Raw genomic sequence first — 16,447 nt, 5'->3', positions numbered from 1 at the left:
CTGCCGGCACAGCCGGCGCGGCCGCGGTACTGGTAGCTGGCAACGCTTGACCCGGTCTGCTTGGTGCAGATATTGCCCAGGGCGTCGTAGGTCATGGCCAGCACGGCGGGAGCGCCCAAGCCCTGTAGGCCCACATGGGTGGAACGCAGCCGGTTCAGCGCGTCGTAGCCGAAGCTCTCCAACTCGCCGCGCCGCTGGTCGTGCCGCCAGCGCAGATTGCCCAGCGCGTCGTAGTCGTAGCGCAGCCGCTTCAACGATAAGCAGATTCTTTATACATCAGTCTCACTTCATCTATCTGGCCGATCGATCGACCCAACGAATCGTCAGGCCAGCTGTCCCTAAACCTTCCAAACACGCGAACCCAATCCCCGACCTCGGGGTCTCTTTTTACATCATCGGCCTCGACATCGCGAACAAAAATTGCGTCAATTCTGCTGCCATGCTCGGCGGCCTCTTTCGAGTGGAACAGGATGTAACCATCATCGATTTCCCCCAGAATACCGCTCACTACAATCAGTTTTCCATTGTAGCTACTCGGATCGGCAACCAGTCGAAGATGCGAAACAGTACAGACTTCTTCCGTTTCTGTAGCCACGTCTATACAACCGCGCGCACTTCCCTCAGCCAAAACTGGTTCAGCGAAGAGGAAAGCATGTGCCCAGATAAAGATCCAGCGAACTGATGCTCTCATCATCTGCAATTCCCTTGTAGACAGTACTGCCCAGTGTTGAGGTAGGCCCTGCCAATATTCCCCATTTCCCTGTCAAATCCCGATAGAAATCTCGATTGACTCCATCCATGAAGGCTAGGGCCGCTTGAAGCATAGGCGTATCTGTAGCCGCGAGCCCAAGCTAACCCCAAGTCTCCGCGACCACCCGTTGACTCGAAAATCTCCGAAACCCCGGGAAATGGATCTATGACGAACTGACCTTGGCCGGAGAGAGTCGACCCATTGGGGTGTGAATGAACAAACCCCACAGCAACCGCCCCATCAACTGGAGACTGAGATCCAAACGCACTCCACGCTATCTCGCTCGTATTGAATGACGACCCTACAGCTCCCAAGTAGAATTTTCCACCACTCTTAAAGATGAAGGACCCAAATTATACTTCACCCGCCAATGAACCGACCTGCTCGTGCCAGAACATCGCGGCATCATCCGCGCTATCGAAGGGATGCATGCCACCCTCGGAAAGCATGCGCGCATTCGCTCGTGACAGGCGCTTTTGGGCAGCCTGCCTCTGGGCGCCATGTACCACATGATTAAACGCAAACCCCATGGCTGCAGTCACCGCGCCATTGCTGAACTTCCCCCCACTCAATGACGAGGCGGAGCCACCAATCAGCGCATGCGTCGCGCCACGCAGGAAGTCGCTCTGAATGCCCTCCGTCAGTGGCCCAGCCGCTTCCGAGAAACCCGCGCTCGCAAAGCCGTGCGCGAACTTGCCGCCCTGCAGGTCGCTCATGATGCCACCGGCTGCGCCGTGCGCCACGATCTTCGACACGCGGCCGATGGTGTTCAGTTTGTCGCCGGTGCGTGCCCAGGATGAGGCCGAGTTGGCTTGATCGAAGTAGCTGCCGATGCCGAAGAATATCGCCGCTGAGAAAGCACCTTGCAGGCCACCCTTCAGGGTGCCGGATTGCACCGCACCGGCTGCAAAGCCACCGGCGACCACCACGCCGAAGGCCTGTGTGGTGGTCAGCGCCGCACCCCAATAACCTGCCGCCCAGCCGCCCGTATACACCGTGATAGCCACCGCCACCACGGTGCGCAGGATCTGGCCGAGCGAGAGGTAGCCGCTCGGGTCGGTCAGGCTCAGCGGGTTGTTCAGCACGTAGCTGTAGCGATTCAGGCCCTGGATGCCAGCGTCCAGCATCGGGTCGGGCTGGATGAAGCGGCCCAGCATGGGGTCGTAGACCCGGCCGTTCATGTGGATCAGCCCGAAGGCGTCCAGGTGCTCGTGGCCGGTGAAGCCGCGTGGGGTGAAGGTGGACACCAGCGCCGGCAGGGTCGATGTCCACTGCGTGGCCGCTCGCCGCTGGCCGTGGGCGTCGAAGCTCAGCCGCTCCAACACCACGCCGGACTCGTTGGCGATCACGTCCAGCGAGCCCAGATGATCGTGGAACAGGTACTGCTTGGTCGCTGCCGCGGTGCCGATCCGCGTTTCAATCAGCACGCCGCCGATGTAGCGCCGGGTGAGTTGCGTGCCGTCCGGCCGCTGCAGTTCTTCGACGCTGCCGAAGGTGCGGGTCACGGTGACCGCGCCATTGACGCTCTCGCGCCGCAGGTAGCGTGAGCCGCCCATCACCACCAGCACCAGCACCAGCACCAGCACCAGCACCAGCTGATCGAGCCTGTTGGAACTGGAGGGTCATCTGGGATCTGACACCTGAATTACGACGATCATTGTGTTTCGGCGAAGATCTTCACCACTGGATCAATCGTTGCCAATGCCGCTGAAGCGGCATCGCCTCGATTGACGTGAAAACGCCCATGCACACGCACCCACCCCCGATTGGGCAAGGACGAAGAATCTATTTCCTCGTCACTGAAGTTCAGCAGGATCGAGTCTATCTCGTCCTGCCTGTCAGACGCCTCTTTTGAGAAATAGAGAGAATGAGGAGGGGCTAGTTTAACTCTGATAACCGAACTAAAGACTACTAACTTTCCATCGTAGTCCATTGGTCTAGAGATCAGACGAAGATGAGATACAAAGCACACAGGCTCATCTGCATAAACAACATCTCGACAGCTATCTATGACGGCGTCCGCATTGCACATGACCGGCACACCAAGCGACAAGATCAAAAACACTTTATTGCGAATCATTTGCAGTCTCCCGTTACGCAATACTGTCCGGCATTTAGAAATGCAGATCCTCTCGTCCGCATTTGTCCATCAAAACCACTCAGGAACATGGATTGACTCCACCCGAAAAGCCGACTCCCACTTGATGCGTAAATGTTTAAGTACCCATCCTGCCATGCGATACCAAGGTCACCCGCTCTCCCTCCTGCATTCATAACTCTCGAGAATCCTGGAAAGTTCTCGAGTACATACTGACCCTGCCCAGAAAAGTGGCTGCCGTTCGGGTGCGAATGTATGAATCCAACCAATCCAGCATTGCCTCCGACGCCCCTGGGTCCAAACGCTGGCCAGTCTATCTCGTCTGTTTCAAAGGAGCTTCCAACTGGACCGATGTAGTACTTCTCTCTCGACTTGAAGATGTATGAACCAAACTCGACATCGCCCGCGAGTGAACCGGCCCGTTCGTGCCAGAAGATCGCGGCTTCATCGGCGCTATCAAAAGGCCTCATTCCTCCTTCGGCAAGCATACGAGCGTTCGCCAAGGATAGACGCCTTTGCGCAGCTCGCCTCTGCGCTCCGTGCGCCAACTCATTGAACGAGAACGACATCGCCGCCGTCACCGCCCCATTCGCAAACTTCCCACCACTCAATGACGAGGCGGAGCCACCAATCAACGCATGCGCCGCGCCACGCAGGAAGTCGCTCTGAATGCCCTCCGTCAATGGTCCTGCCGCTTCCGAGAAGCCCGCACTTGCAAAGCCGTGCGCGAACTTGCCGCCCTGCAGGTCACTCATGATGCCACCCGCGGCGCCGTGCGCCACGATCTTGGACACGCGGCCGATGGTGTTCAGTTTGTCGCCGGTGCGTGCCCAGGATGAGGCCGAGTTGGCCTGATCGAAGTAGCTGCCGATGCCGAAGAAGATCGCCGCTGAGAAGGCGCCTTGCAGCCCGCCCTTCAGGGTGCCCGATTGCACCGCGCCTGCCGCAAAGCCACCGGCGACCACCACGCCGAAGGCCTGCGTGGTGGTCAGCGCCGCGCCCCAGTAGCCGGCCGCCCAGCCGCCCGTATACACCGTGATAGCCACCGCCACCACGGTGCGCAGGATTTGGCCCAGTGAGAGGTAGCCGCTCGGGTCGGTCAGGCTCAGCGGGTTGTTCAGCACGTAGCTGTAGCGGTTCAGGCCCTGGATGCCGGCATCGAGCATCGGGTCGGGCTGGATGAAGCGGCCCAGCGTGGGGTCGTAGACGCGGCCGTTCATGTGGATCAGCCCGAAGGCGTCCAGATGCTCGTGGCCGGTGAAGCCGCGTGGGGTGAAGGTGGACACCAGCGCCGGCAGGGTCGATGTCCACTGCGTGGCCGCGCGTCGCTGGCCGTGGGCGTCGAAGCTCAAGCGCTCCAGCACCGCGCCGGACTCGTTGGCGATCACGTCGAGTGAGCCCAGGTGGTCGTGGAACAGGTACTGCTTGGTCGCTGCCGCGGTGCCGATCCGCGTTTCAATCAGCACGCCGCCGATGTAGCGCCGGGTGAGCTGGGTGCCGTCCGGCCGCTGCAGCTCCTCGACGCTGCCGAAGGTGCGGGTCACGGTGACCGCGCCATTGACGCGCTCGCGCCGCAGGTAGCGCGAGCCACCCGGCGTGTACGCCAGTTCCAGCATCGCCGCCGGCATCAAGGCGTCGCCCATCACCACCAGCACCAGCTGATCGAGCCCGCTGAAATCGGTGTAGCGGTTCTGCGCGGCCGTTGCGCCTGTTCGAACGGTCATCCGCCCGTTGGCGTCATAGAACAGCGAGCGGCCGTCTACCGAACTCACGGCGTGCGGGCTGGCCGTGGCGCTGCCTTGGCTGCCGGCACAGCCGGCGCGGCCGCGGTACTGGTAGCTGGCAACGCTTGACCCGGTCTGCTTGGTGCAGATATTGCCCAGGGCGTCGTAGGTCATGGCCAGCACGGCGGGAGCGCCCAAGCCCTGTATGCCCACATGGGTGGAACGCAGCCGGTTCAGCGCGTCGTAGCCGAAGCTCTCCAACTCGCCGCGCCGCTGGTCGTGCCGCCAGCGCAGATTGCCCAGCGCGTCGTAGTCGTAGCGCAGCCGCTGCAGGGTGTCGCCGGGGCCGGCATCGACGGCGGTCAGCCAACCGCGGGTGGCGCTGTAGTCGCGACGCACCTCCATCGACGTGTGATCGCCGCGTCGCTCACGCGTTACCTGGCCACGCGCATTCACCTCAAGGACCCGGTTGTAGACCTCGCCAACGTTCAGGCCGTTGCGCAGTTGCTCGACAAAGCCGCGCGCCGTGTACACCTGTTCAAGCACGCCGCCGGTTGCATCGGTCTGCTGCCAGACCCGGCCGAGGGCGTCGTACACCGTGCTTGCAGTGCGCGTGCGGGTGTCCAGGCTGCCGTTGCCAGCACGGCTGCGCATCAGTGTCGAGAGCGCAGCGGGCCGGCCCAGGCTGTCGTAGCCGTGCGTATTCCGGAACAACTCGTCGCCGGGCGCGACGCGCTCTTCAATGTGCACACTGCCCACGCCCTTGAACGCGGTGTCGTACTGCCAGAGGTCGGTCTGGGTTTGCAGCGCCACCCCGTTCGATGACTCGAAACCCGACTTGAACACCTGCTGCGGCCCCGGCGCCTCGGGCGGTACAACGGTGCCGGTTTCGCGCTTCCACATCCGGCCCAGTGCGTCGTAATGCATCCACGTTTCCACGCCCTGCGCGTCGACCCGACGGATCAGTTCACCGGCCGCGTTGTAGGTGAAGCGCTCGTGCCCGCGGTCGGGATCGCGGCTTTCGCTGACGCGGCCCAAGCCGTCGAACACGGTTTCGGAAACGATCTCGCCGGCACCGGCGTTGCGACGGACAAAGCGAGGGTTGCCCTGCGGGTCGAACTCACGCGAAATCACCAGCCCCTGCTGCGCGCCCTGATTCGGCGCGGCCTGGATCTCCTGCACCACCTCGCCCAGCACGTTGCGCAGCTCCCAACTCTTCTGCGCCATGGCATTGGTCTGTTCGACGCGCATGCCGGCGTAGCTGAAGCTCAACGTGGAGTTGTCGGCCGCCAGCACGCTCAGCGGCCGGCTGAGCACATCGTACTGACGGCTCTCGAAGGCCAGCCCGGAACTCGCACACGGGCTGGCCGCCGCACCGCTGAACGAGGGCGCCGCGCCTGATTGCGCGGGGAGGAAGAACGGTACCGAGCTGCGTGCGGCGCGACCTTTGATGTCGCGGAACGCGCAGCTGGCCGTGAAGTTGCGATCAGGCACCGCCGCTTCGAACGATTCAGCCGCCGCCACCACCACTTGACCCAACCGGTCGTGGTAGCTCCACTGGGTCGGCCCGGCCGTGCTGGTGGTCTGTTGCCGGTACACGGTGCCCGGCGGGCAGGACACGGCGCCGCCGCACAGGCGCAGTGTGACCACCGAGCGCGCGCCGCCCTGCACTTCGGAGGCGTAGGGCCGGCCAAGTGCACCAAAGCGGGCGTAGCTGCGCCGACCGTTGGCATCGCTGACCTCGGTGGGGTTGCCGAAAACGTCGCGGCTGTGAACTTCCGAACTGATGCGTTCGACGACCTGATTGGCTGTGCCCGGGTCGAAGAAGGGGGCGTAGGTACGCAACAGGTAGCGGCCTCGCGCGTCGTATTCCGAGCGCGTGTAGCGGTGAATCGCGGTTGTGGGGCTTCCGTTGGTGGCGGTGGGCCGCTGTTTGATGCGGTTCCGATCACGGCACTCGGCATCGGTCAGCGTGCTGCCGTCCGCTTCGAGAGCGGAACACACATAGGCCGCCACGCGGTTGCCGTAGTCATCCAGATCGTAGAGGGTGCGTGTCGCCTGAAGGCCACCGTCGCCCGACACCGTTTCCGCCAGCAACTGACCGGTTTTTGCGGTTGATGTCAGGTCGTAGACGAAGCTGGCGGAGCGCGTGTCGGTCAGCCCGGCGCGGGTTTTCTCCGTGGTGCTGCCGGTCAGCCGACCCAGGCGCCAGGGCGCCGTCGCTACGCTCATTGGCCCGTTGTCGAACGAGGATACGGTTTTGGTGAAGTGCAGCGATTGCTCGAAGTTGGTCGGGTCGCGCACGTCGATGAAGGCTCGGGTGAGGTTTCCCGCGGGGTCTTGGTAGCACTGCAGTGAATAGGTCAGGCTGAGTCGCGAGTTATCGGTGCCGGTGCTGTCGATGGCAAAAGACTCTTCCACCGTCCCCAGCAGCGGCGCGAACAGCGGTTGCTGGGTCGGCGGCAAGTACGGAACGCCACGGTCGGGGTCTGCCAACGCAAGCTCCAGGATGTCACCCACCGTGCTGCGCACCCCGGGGCAGGTGCCAAACTGCGTGGTCGAGATCACCTGGTAGACATTGAGCGTGCTGGTGTGGAGGCGGCCACCGCTGGCGATGTCGCTGGGCCAATCGCCTGCGTTCGGATTGAAGCAGTTGCTGGAAGACTCTGGATCACTGCGGCAGCTGCCGGCCACGGTGGTGGCAATGGACTGCGCCAGGCTGAAGCCGCTTGCCGCCGGCAGCACCGCCCGAGTGCTGGTGTCCGGCGTGCCCACCAGCGGGAACGCCTGGTTGTAGCGCGTGCGGCTGGCGCCGTAGCTCTGCAGCACGGCGTGTTCGTTGGCATCGAAGCTGTCCACCACGGCGAACCCGAGAAAGCCGCGGCCACCGGACTGCATGCGTGCGCCGCCGTAGCGATAGTCGGTGCGTGCCAGCGCTGCTTGGTCACCCTCCAGCGGTGCGCTGCTTTCAACGCTGGCCACCACGTACATCGGCGCCAGCAGATCGAAAACGGGCGACTTGCGGCCCAGCTCCAGCTTCCATCCTTCAGTGCCGGGTCGGTACACCGCGCGATTGGTGAGCGGCTGATAGTCGATGCGGGTCCGGGCGCCAAAACCATCGACGATCTCGGTGATGGCGTCGCGCGCCGTGTGGCGCGCTTGCCGGCGCACCATCAGCGCCTCGGCGTAGCTCTGCCCGCCATCGCGGGCGAGGCGCAGGTAGTCGACCTGACCGTCGCCATCGAAGTCCGCGAACAAGCCGTCAAAGTCCGACAGTGGTCGCGTCCCGTCCGTCGCCGCCAGTGCATCCAAGCCGATCGCGTCGCCAAACGGCAGGCCTTGCCGGCCGGCGTAACGGACGCAGTAGGGGCGCGAGCTGCCGTTCACCTGGTTTAAGCCGCAATAGGCAAAGCCCGAGTCAAATCGGGCGGGGTAGACGAGGTCCGAGCGGCCGTCACCATCGAGGTCGGCCAACTGCATCCGATCGAGTTCCGACAGCCCGTTGATTGGACCCTGAGACTGTTCAAAACCCCAGCCGATGTTGACTCTGATCCGCACCGACGTGCTTGCAGAAGCGGGCGAGTAGATCAGATCCGCCAAGCCGTCGCCGGTGACATCGCCGAGTTGAATGCGGCCGCGCTCGCCGCTGAAGTCAGGCGCCGGCCCGCCCGGCAGGGTCGTGATGTCGCCCACAAAATACTGGTGGAAGCGCAGCGCGTCGTCCTTTACGCCAGCGCTGGCGAAAAAGTACCAGTGCGTGGTCAGTATCGAGTTGGCGGTGGACGCTGTGCTGGCACTGGAGATCTCTTCGAACTCCGCAGGTGAGACAAAGCGCGGCGGGCCAGCCGGGCGCGGCGTCGGGCCGGAACTGTAGTGGCGGACAACCTTCAGCATCAGGTCGCCGCGGCCGTCGCCGTCCAGATCGACCCCTCGAACCTTCGGGTCCCCCCGCACGAGGGTGTATTCGCAGTTGTTGAGGTTGAAGCCCGGCGGTGGATTGGGGTCCTGCGGGCATCGGTCGTTGGCCGCAAAACGCAGGTCAACCGGTAGCGGCGCGCCGAAGCGTCGCACGCCCTTGGCATGGTCGATTTCCATCAGTCGAACGACCAGACCCTGGACGCCGGAGGGCTCGCCGGGCAGCAGAAGATCCAGCAGACCGTCGCCGTTGAAGTCGTAGAGCTGCGCCAGGGCGGACGCCGACGAACCGACCGGAATCACATCGGCGACAAGGCTGTCGGTCGGAGAGAAAATCGCACCCGTGGAGGTCGTCGGTCGCCCCAAGGATAGATGCAGACGCCAGGTGCTGTTGTCGGGCCCAGCAAGCAGCAAGTCATCGCGGCCGTCACCGTCGTAGTCCACCAGGTGCCAGCTGTCTTCGAGCTGTGAGCTGGAGCGCTGCAGGCAGAACTGTGCAGTCGATACCGTGATCAGCGACAGCGCGCTGGTGCTGCCGGTACCAGTGTGTCCGCCAAAGGCCACGCGTACGGCGGGCCTGCCGCTGCAGCTGGCCGCCGTGGTCGACCAGACGATGTCCTGCCGGCCGTCGCCATCAACATCGCCGATGCGCAGGTCCTGACGCTGGCTGAGCATGGAACTGGACATCTGGACGCTGGAAGCGACGTTCAGCGCGTACGAGCGCTCGTCTACCTTGAACTCGGTGGCCGCATAGCAGAGCGACTGTGTAATCGTGCTGCACTCGCGGATCCGCTGCAGCAGCAGTTGCCCGCTGTCGGACGGCGCGCTGCGATGCTCAAGTGCGTAGTAGCGGACATCCGTTGCGAACGGCTCACGCACCGCGATACCAGTCAGTTGACGCGTAAGTGCGTAGCGCGATCCCGCCTGCCAGCCGGTGACGCGATGATCAGCGGCGCGCGCCTGATCCACAAACAGCACGCGTGCATAGGGCGCGGAATCCGGTGCCGTCTGGCCGGGCAAGCGGCGCTTGCCCGTGTACTGCACCTCACTCAGGTGCTGCTCGTCTGCGGGCGCCGTGGCTTGGACCAACACCCCGAGATTCCACTTGGCGTACACATACAGCATGTAATTGCCGCTGGAGTCTTCAACCCGGTTGATCGCCCAACTGCTGGCAGCGCAGGCTCGACCGCTCGTCCCTCCGCAGTTGTTGACGAGCATGCGCGAGTCGTCTGTCGCACCGTACTGGCTCTCGGTGCCGTCACGGCGCTGGACTACAAAACTCATAGGCCCGGTGTAGGCAGTGATGTCAGCGCTGTTGTTGCCGCCGCGCGCGAACACGCGGGTAAATGGGTCGGTCTCCGGCCGGTACTCGGAATCCGGATCACCGTAGCTGCCTGACACCAGCAGCAGTCGCTGTCCGTCGAGGCAGAACACGTCGTCCCAGATGAAGTTGACGGCCGTTCCGACGTAGTTGCCGCTGCTCATCGGATCGGCGTGCTCGCGTGTCATGCGACAGCGGCTGATCTGCGACTGCCCGCCGACGCTCCAACCGCGGCCCAGCCAGCTGTCCCCTGCCTGGCTGCTGTAGTTCAGCGACAGCTGGGGGGCAACACCTGCCGTACCGGGTGTGGTGGCGATGGCGATGGTGTAGTTCGCCTGACCGGTCTCATCAACGCGAAAGCGGCCCGCCACGCTGCCGACGGCGTCCGAAACTGGGTCAAGGTTGGGTAACTGCTGGGCCGCGATCGGCTGGCACGCGAGAACGGCCAACAAGGTGGCGCACAAAATCAAGGAAGCGGTCTTCATTGACGATGATCAGGAGATAGTGGCCGCAGAGCATCGGGACCCTGAAACGCCCTGTCAACGCGAAGATTGGCTGCTCGCAGAACGATCTACGAACACACGCAGGGCCAGCGCGATATCAAGCCGCAAGAACTGACAGGATGGAACGCACGCTCTGGCCGGGCAGTCAAATTCGTCCCACCCAGCAGCCTGTCGGACTTTGGTTGGCGGTGTCGCGAATCCGCCTGCGCGGTCCACAATCCGCCGATGCTTGGCCGAGCGCCCACGGGTGGCCAAAAGACTTCGAATAGCTGTCCTTGCGCAGTCGACCATCGTCTCGACCCCCAAAGCCCGACAGGCTGCTGGCTTTCGAGCCGCAGGTGGATTGCCCTACCAGCCCGTCGAGCTAAACTCCGCGCCTATGAAAACCCTCACCGATACCGCCCGCGAGGCGCTGCCACAGCGCGCTCACGAAATCATCTCGGCTGCTGCCGAACTGGCCCAACTGGGCTGGACGCCGGCCACCAGCAGCAATTTTTCGATGCGCCTGGATGGCGACCTGATCGCGGTGACCGTTTCCGGCCGCGACAAGGGTCGGCTGCGGCCGGAGGACATCATGGTGGTCGATCTTGATGGTCGCGGTGTGGAAACCGAGCTGCGACCGTCCGCCGAAACCGGTCTGCACACGCAGATCTACCGCCGCTTCCCCGACATCGGCTGCGTGCTGCACACGCATTCGCACAACCAGACGGTGGCCTCGCGGCTGTTCGCCGCTGAGGGCTGTATCCGGCTGTCGGGCTATGAACTCTTGAAAGCCTTCCGCGGCAACGCCACCCATGAGCTTGATGTCGAGATTCCGGTGCTGCCCAACAGCCAGGACATGGACGCGCTGGCAAACCAGATCGAGCCCCTGCTCGACCAGCCCAATCTGTTCGGCTACCTGATCAATGGCCACGGCGTGTACGCCTGGGGCCGCGACATGGCGGAAGCCCGCCGACATCTGGACGCGCTGGAATTTCTGCTCGCCTGCGAGCTGGACTTGAGGAGACTGAACGCATGAGCCGCATCCGCATCTTCGACGAAACCACGCCGGATTCGCCGCTGTTCGAGAGCAGCGACCACGCCGCAATCGCCGAGCAGCTGCGCGCGATCGGCGTGCGCTTCGAGCGCTGGCAGGCCGCAGCAGAGGTGCAGCCGGGCGCCAGCCAGGATGAAGTGATCGCCGCCTACCGCGCTGACATCGATCGGCTGGTCGCCGAGGGCGGCTACCAGAGCATGGACGTGGTCAGCCTGAAGCCCGACCACCCCGATCGCGCCGCGCTGCGCCAGAAGTTCTTGAACGAACACACCCACAGCGAAGACGAAGTGCGCTTCTTCGTCGGCGGCTCCGGCCTGTTCACCCTGCACCCGAGCGACAAGGTGTACGAGGTGCTGTGCGAGGCCGGCGATCTGATCAGCGTGCCGGCCAACACCCGCCACTGGTTCGATATGAGCGAGCAGCCATACTTCATCGCGATCCGCCTGTTCAACAACCCCGACGGCTGGGTGGCGAACTTCACCGGCACCGATATCGCGCAGCGCTTTCCGCGCTTCGAGCGGGACGCTGCCTGATGCCGATCCGCGCGATCGTCACCGATATCGAGGGCACCACCAGCTCGATCGCCTTCGTCAAGGACGTGCTGTTTCCGTACGCGCGGCGCGCGCTGCCGGCCTTCTTGAAGGCGCGTGGCCGTGACCCCGAAGTCGCGCGCTGGGTCGATGCAGTGGCCGCCGAGATCGGCGCCGCCGGCCCGGATGCCTGCATCGCCGAAGTGCTGCAGGGCTGGATCGACCAGGACCGCAAGCACACCGCGCTGAAAGCCCTGCAGGGCATGATCTGGCGCGCCGGCTACGAGGGCGGCGACTACCGCGCGCACATCTATGCCGATGCCGCCGACGCGCTGACCCGCTGGCATGCGCAGGGCCTGCCGCTGTACGTGTATTCGTCCGGCTCGGTGGGCGCGCAGAAGTTGTTCTTCGGCCACAGCGAGGCCGGTGATCTGCTGGAGCTGTTCGGCGGCCACTTCGATACCGAGATCGGCGGCAAGCGTGAGGCCATCAGCTACACCCGGATTGCCGAGGCCATCGGCCAGGCGCCGGCCGAGGTGCTGTTCCTGTCCGACGTGGTCGAGGAACTCGACGCCGCGCGCGATGCTGGCATGACCACCGCCTTGATCGATCGCCTGCAGGACTACCCCGCCGCGCGCATCGGCGAGGCCGCGCACGGGCACCCGCGCTACATCGACTTCGCCGACATCGATCTCGCGACGCCCGGTCGGGCATGAGCCTGCGCTCCCCTCTGGCCGGGCTCGGCCAAGGCCTGCACCTCGGCCTGCTGCTGCGGCCGCGTTCGCGTCCGCTGCCGCCGTCCGGGCGGCTGATCGTGTGGGGGCTCGGCCTGCATCTGCTGATCGAGCTGGTGTTCGGCTGGCGCGCGATCGAAGAGCCGCGCGCGTTCTTCTGGGCGCATCTGGTGGCGGTGGTCGGCAGTGTCGGTCTGCTGGGTCTGCTGTCGGGCCTGGTCGCGCGGCTGCTGCGCCGTCCGGGCGGCTGGCTGCCGTTGACCGGCTATCTGCTGATCGCCCTGCTGCCGCTGCGGCTGGCGCTTGCACTTTGGGACACCGACACGCCGGAAGGCGTCAGCGGCTGGCTCGGTTGGCTGCTCGGCGCCGAAGCGCTGGCCGCCGAACAGCAGCACACCGCCCTGCTTCTGCTGCTGGCCTGGCTGTTCGCACTGGCCCTGCTGTGGCGGCTGCTGCGCTGGCTGGTGCCCGAGCCACAGCCGGCGCGCCATCTGCTCGCCTGCGCCCTGCTTGCCGTGGGCGGTCTGCTGCCGCTGCAGGGCGCGCTGTACACCAGCTTCTGGTATCCCGACTGGGAAGCGCAGACCGCCGATTGGGAAGAAGCGCCGCCGAGCTTCAGTTTTGATCCCGAAGCCCTGATGTACGACCAGCCGCGGCGCCTGCAGGCGGCGCTGGAAACCATCCCGATGGGCGTGGCCGGCACGCAGGAGCTGTACGCCGTGGCCTTCGGCGGCGACGGCGCCGAAGAGGTCTTCCGCAACGAGGTCGACTTCGCCGCGCGCCTGTTTGCTGAGCGCCTGGGCGCGGGCGAACGCGTGCTGGCCCTGCTCAACAACCCGGCCACGGTCGAGCAGGCGCCGCTGGCGACGCGCACCAATCTGGCAGTGGCGCTGAAGGACATCGGCCGCCGCATGAACCTCGATGAGGACGTGCTGCTGCTGTTTTTGACCAGCCACGGCAGCGAGAACTGGAACCTGCACGTGGCGCTGGAACCGCTGCCGCTGAACCCGGTCAGCGCTGAAGACCTGCGCGAGATGCTCGACGCCGCCGGCATCCGCTGGCGGATTCTGATCGTCTCGGCCTGCTACTCCGGCGGTTTCATCCCGGCGCTGCAGGACCCGCAGACCCTGGTGATCACCGCCGCCCGCGCCGACCGCACCTCGTTCGGCTGCGGTGTGGACTCCGACTTCACCTACTTCGGCCGCGCGCTGTTGATCGATGCCTTGGCCGACACCCTGGATTGGGAGGCCGCCTTCGAACAGGCCAAGCGTCGCGTCGCCGAGCGCGAAACCGAGGAAGATCTCGAAGCCTCGGAACCGCAGATCGCGATGGGCGCCGAGCTCAAGCGCCATCTGCGGGCGACCACGCACTGAGCGATCGGCAGTCACGCCGATCGACCCGCGTTCAGCACTGGCAAGCTGGAAGTGCATCACTGACGCCCGCCGCGGCGGCCGCGGCTCGGTTTGCACGTGCTCCAGGCATCGCTGTCTGCATCGCGAAGGCTCCTGCGGCGGACATCCTGAACACGCTCGATGGCAGACCCAGCGGGACATCACCCAGGTTGGTTATTGCTAATCGTTCGCATTCGGTTTCATACTTCCGTGCTGATTAACCTGCCGCCGGAATTTCCAGCCCATGTCCCCACGCTTGCATCCTCTTTACGTGGCGCTCTGCTGCGTACTCGCCGTCTCGGCACCCCAAGCCCGCGCCGAGGCCGCCGCCGAAGCCGCCGCCGATGTGAATCTGCGAACCCTTGCCACGATCCAGGTCGTCGAAAAGAACGTGAAGGGCGAGCCCGCCGAGGGCAGCTCGACCATCCTTGATCAGAGCGTTCTGGTGTCCGGACGCGCGCTGACCGTAAACGAGGCCCTGCGCAAAGTGCCGGGCGTGACCGTGCGCGACGAGGAAGGCTTCGGTCTGCGACCCAACATCGGTATTCGCGGCAGCAATCCCACCCGCTCGACCAAGGTGCTGCTGCTCGAAGACGGCCTGCCGGCGATGTATGCGCCCTACGGCGACAACGCCAGCTACTACCACGCCCCGATCCAGCGCTACGACCGCATCGAAGTGCTGAAGGGCGCGGGCCTGCTGCGGTTCGGGCCGCAGACGATCACCGGAGCGATCAACTACATCACCCCCGACCCGCCGCAGGATCCGGCCGGCCACGTGCAGGTGTCAGCCGGAACGCGTGGTTTCGCGGCCGCGCATGCCAGCGTGGGTGGCAATGGCTTGCTGTTCGATCTGGGACACAAGCAGGGCGATGGCGCCCGCGACAACACTGCGCTCGAACAGACCGATCTGTTCGCGAAGTACAGCCGCCAGTTCGGCGACAGCCACGCGTTGACGGTTCGCGCCAACCACCTGCAGGAAGAATCGCAGGTCGGTTACTCCGGCATCACCGATGCGGAGTACGCCAACTTCGGCGCCGAGTACTACCCCTTTCTCGACGATCTGTTCGACATCGAGCACGACGCGCTGTCGCTGAGCCACGCCTTCACGCCCTCCGAAGGCACCCAGCTGCTGAGCTCGCTGTACTACAGCAGCTTCGACCGCGACTGGTGGCGGCAGTCCAGCTCCACCTCGGACACCCAGTGCGGCAGCGCTTTCCGCGATGCCCGTTACCGCGGTGATCGGGTCGATCCACGCGCCTGCAACTCGGTACAGGGCCGCCTTCGCAGCTACGAAACCTGGGGCCTCGACACCCGCTTCAAGCTGCCGCGCTCGCTGATCGGCAGCAACGGCAGCACCGAGTTCGGGCTGCGCTGGCACGAAGAAGAACAGGACCGTAAGCAGATCAACGGCGCGGCGCCGGCCGCGCGCACCGGCACGCTGGCCGAGAGCAACTTCCGCACCACCGACGCGCTGTCGGGCTTCGTCACCAGTACCTTCGACTTCGGTCGCCTGCAGCTGACCCCGAGCCTGCGCCGCGAAGACATCGAATTCAGCCGCCAGAACCGGCTGCCGGGTGGCGCGCGCGGCCAAGACGACCTGGCCGAAACGCTGTGGGGCCTGGGCCTGAACTACGAGTTCGCCGGTGGCACCAGCGTGTACGCCTCGGCGCACGAGGGCTTCGCCCCGCCGCGGGTGGAGGATGTGATCGCCGGCAATGGCACCAGCACCGAGGTGGACGCCGAAAGCAGCACCAATATCGAACTGGGCCTGCGCACCCGAATCGGCCGCATCGACCTTGAAACCACGGCCTTCCAGAGCGATTTCGACAACCAGATCGCGGTGGGTTCGATTGCCGGCGGCAGCACGCCGCTGGCACAGGGCGAGACCGAATACGCCGGCCTTGAGCTGGCGGTCGGCCTGAACCGGCAGGCCCTGCAGAATCGCGCTGGCGAGTGGTACGCCAACCTTGCTGCAACCTGGCTGGCAACCGCCGAGCAGTCCAGTGTGCTGCGCCGCGTGGACAACGGTCAGGCGGTCGCCGGCAGCCTGGCCGGCAACCGCCTGCCGTACGCACCGGAGTTCACCTTCACCGGCCGGGTCGGCTACGCCCAGGGCGCCTGGGACATGAACCTCGAACTGCAGCACGTCGGCCGCCAGTGGGCCGACTTCGCCAACACGGCGCAGCCCGCATTGAATGGCGACAGCCAGTTCGGGCGGCTCGACAGCCACGCGGTGTGGAGCGCGACGCTCAACTACGAGCCGAATACCTATGGCTGGAGTGCCTTCCTCGCGATCAAGAACCTGACCGACCAGGAATACATCGTTGATCGCACCCGCGGCATTCTGTTCGGAAACCCGCGCCAGTTCGTCCTGGGCGCCCGCTACGCCTGGTAGTCAGGCCACCAGCAATGCGCATTCGCGGCCGCACTCTCCGGAGTGCGGC

At 64.7% G+C, this 16,447-nt stretch carries 10 protein-coding genes; 5 read left to right on the top strand and 5 right to left on the bottom strand.

What is annotated here, in order from left to right; genetic code table 11:
• The 5 genes from ACIQ7H_RS15860 to ACIQ7H_RS15840 all read right to left on the bottom strand — a co-directional run.
• A partial coding sequence (locus ACIQ7H_RS15860) for a hypothetical protein (RefSeq protein WP_395793227.1) occupies positions 1-254 on the bottom strand: 254 nt, incomplete at its 3' end.
• Positions 251-694 carry a hypothetical protein gene (locus ACIQ7H_RS15855; protein ID WP_395793226.1) on the bottom strand — a complete coding sequence of 148 codons (444 nt, stop codon included), beginning with the start codon at positions 692-694 and terminating at the stop codon, positions 251-253. The genes ACIQ7H_RS15855 and ACIQ7H_RS15860, both read right to left, overlap by 4 nt.
• A 410-nt stretch (positions 695-1,104) precedes the next feature.
• Positions 1,105-2,343: an RHS repeat domain-containing protein gene (locus tag ACIQ7H_RS15850; RefSeq protein ID WP_395793224.1), complete on the bottom strand. Its 1,239-nt coding sequence runs from the start codon at positions 2,341-2,343 to the stop codon at positions 1,105-1,107.
• Between the two features lie 62 nt (positions 2,344-2,405).
• Positions 2,406-2,831, bottom strand: coding sequence for a hypothetical protein (locus ACIQ7H_RS15845; protein WP_395793222.1), 426 nt, complete (start codon positions 2,829-2,831; stop codon positions 2,406-2,408).
• Positions 2,828-10,294, bottom strand: a complete 7,467-nt coding sequence (locus ACIQ7H_RS15840) for an RHS repeat-associated core domain-containing protein (protein ID WP_395793220.1) — start codon at positions 10,292-10,294, stop codon at positions 2,828-2,830. Before ACIQ7H_RS15840 ends, ACIQ7H_RS15845 begins: the two co-directional genes overlap by 4 nt.
• Before the next feature lie 397 nt (positions 10,295-10,691).
• Here ACIQ7H_RS15840 and ACIQ7H_RS15835 point away from each other — a divergent pair, with 397 nt between their 5' ends.
• From ACIQ7H_RS15835 to ACIQ7H_RS15815, 5 genes are all read left to right on the top strand, one after another.
• On the top strand, positions 10,692-11,330 hold the full coding sequence (locus ACIQ7H_RS15835) for a methylthioribulose 1-phosphate dehydratase (RefSeq protein WP_395793218.1): 639 nt from the start codon (positions 10,692-10,694) through the stop codon (positions 11,328-11,330).
• Positions 11,327-11,881: a 1,2-dihydroxy-3-keto-5-methylthiopentene dioxygenase gene (locus ACIQ7H_RS15830; protein ID WP_395793216.1), complete on the top strand. Its 555-nt coding sequence runs from the start codon at positions 11,327-11,329 to the stop codon at positions 11,879-11,881. The genes ACIQ7H_RS15835 and ACIQ7H_RS15830 overlap by 4 nt, the downstream gene beginning before the upstream one ends.
• Positions 11,881-12,594: an acireductone synthase gene (gene mtnC, locus ACIQ7H_RS15825; protein ID WP_395793214.1), complete on the top strand. Its 714-nt coding sequence runs from the start codon at positions 11,881-11,883 to the stop codon at positions 12,592-12,594. The genes ACIQ7H_RS15830 and mtnC overlap by 1 nt, the downstream gene beginning before the upstream one ends.
• On the top strand, positions 12,591-13,985 hold the full coding sequence (locus ACIQ7H_RS15820; protein ID WP_395793212.1) for a C13 family peptidase: 1,395 nt from the start codon (positions 12,591-12,593) through the stop codon (positions 13,983-13,985). The genes mtnC and ACIQ7H_RS15820 overlap by 4 nt, the downstream gene beginning before the upstream one ends.
• 262 nt (positions 13,986-14,247) lie before the next feature.
• A complete protein-coding gene (locus ACIQ7H_RS15815; RefSeq protein WP_395793210.1) occupies positions 14,248-16,398 on the top strand; it encodes a TonB-dependent receptor family protein in 2,151 nt (716 codons plus the stop codon).
• Positions 16,399-16,447 lie beyond the last annotated feature (49 nt).

Source organism: Aquimonas sp., assembly GCF_044377145.1.
Classification (GTDB): Bacteria; Pseudomonadota; Gammaproteobacteria; order Xanthomonadales; family Xanthomonadaceae; genus Aquimonas.
This window is presented reverse-complemented; position numbering and strand designations above follow the sequence as displayed.

Excerpts from the sequence above, each read along its gene's own strand:
- ACIQ7H_RS15855 (WP_395793226.1), bottom strand. The coding sequence starts at position 694 with ATGATGAGAGCATCAGTTCGCTGGATCTTTATCTGGGCACATGCTTTC.
- ACIQ7H_RS15845 (WP_395793222.1), bottom strand. The coding sequence starts at position 2,831 with ATGATTCGCAATAAAGTGTTTTTGATCTTGTCGCTTGGTGTGCCGGTC.
- ACIQ7H_RS15840 (WP_395793220.1), bottom strand. The coding sequence starts at position 10,294 with ATGAAGACCGCTTCCTTGATTTTGTGCGCCACCTTGTTGGCCGTTCTC.
- ACIQ7H_RS15835 (WP_395793218.1), top strand. The coding sequence starts at position 10,692 with ATGAAAACCCTCACCGATACCGCCCGCGAGGCGCTGCCACAGCGCGCT.
- ACIQ7H_RS15830 (WP_395793216.1), top strand. The coding sequence starts at position 11,327 with ATGAGCCGCATCCGCATCTTCGACGAAACCACGCCGGATTCGCCGCTG.
- mtnC (WP_395793214.1), top strand. The coding sequence starts at position 11,881 with ATGCCGATCCGCGCGATCGTCACCGATATCGAGGGCACCACCAGCTCG.
- ACIQ7H_RS15820 (WP_395793212.1), top strand. The coding sequence starts at position 12,591 with ATGAGCCTGCGCTCCCCTCTGGCCGGGCTCGGCCAAGGCCTGCACCTC.
- ACIQ7H_RS15815 (WP_395793210.1), top strand. The coding sequence starts at position 14,248 with ATGTCCCCACGCTTGCATCCTCTTTACGTGGCGCTCTGCTGCGTACTC.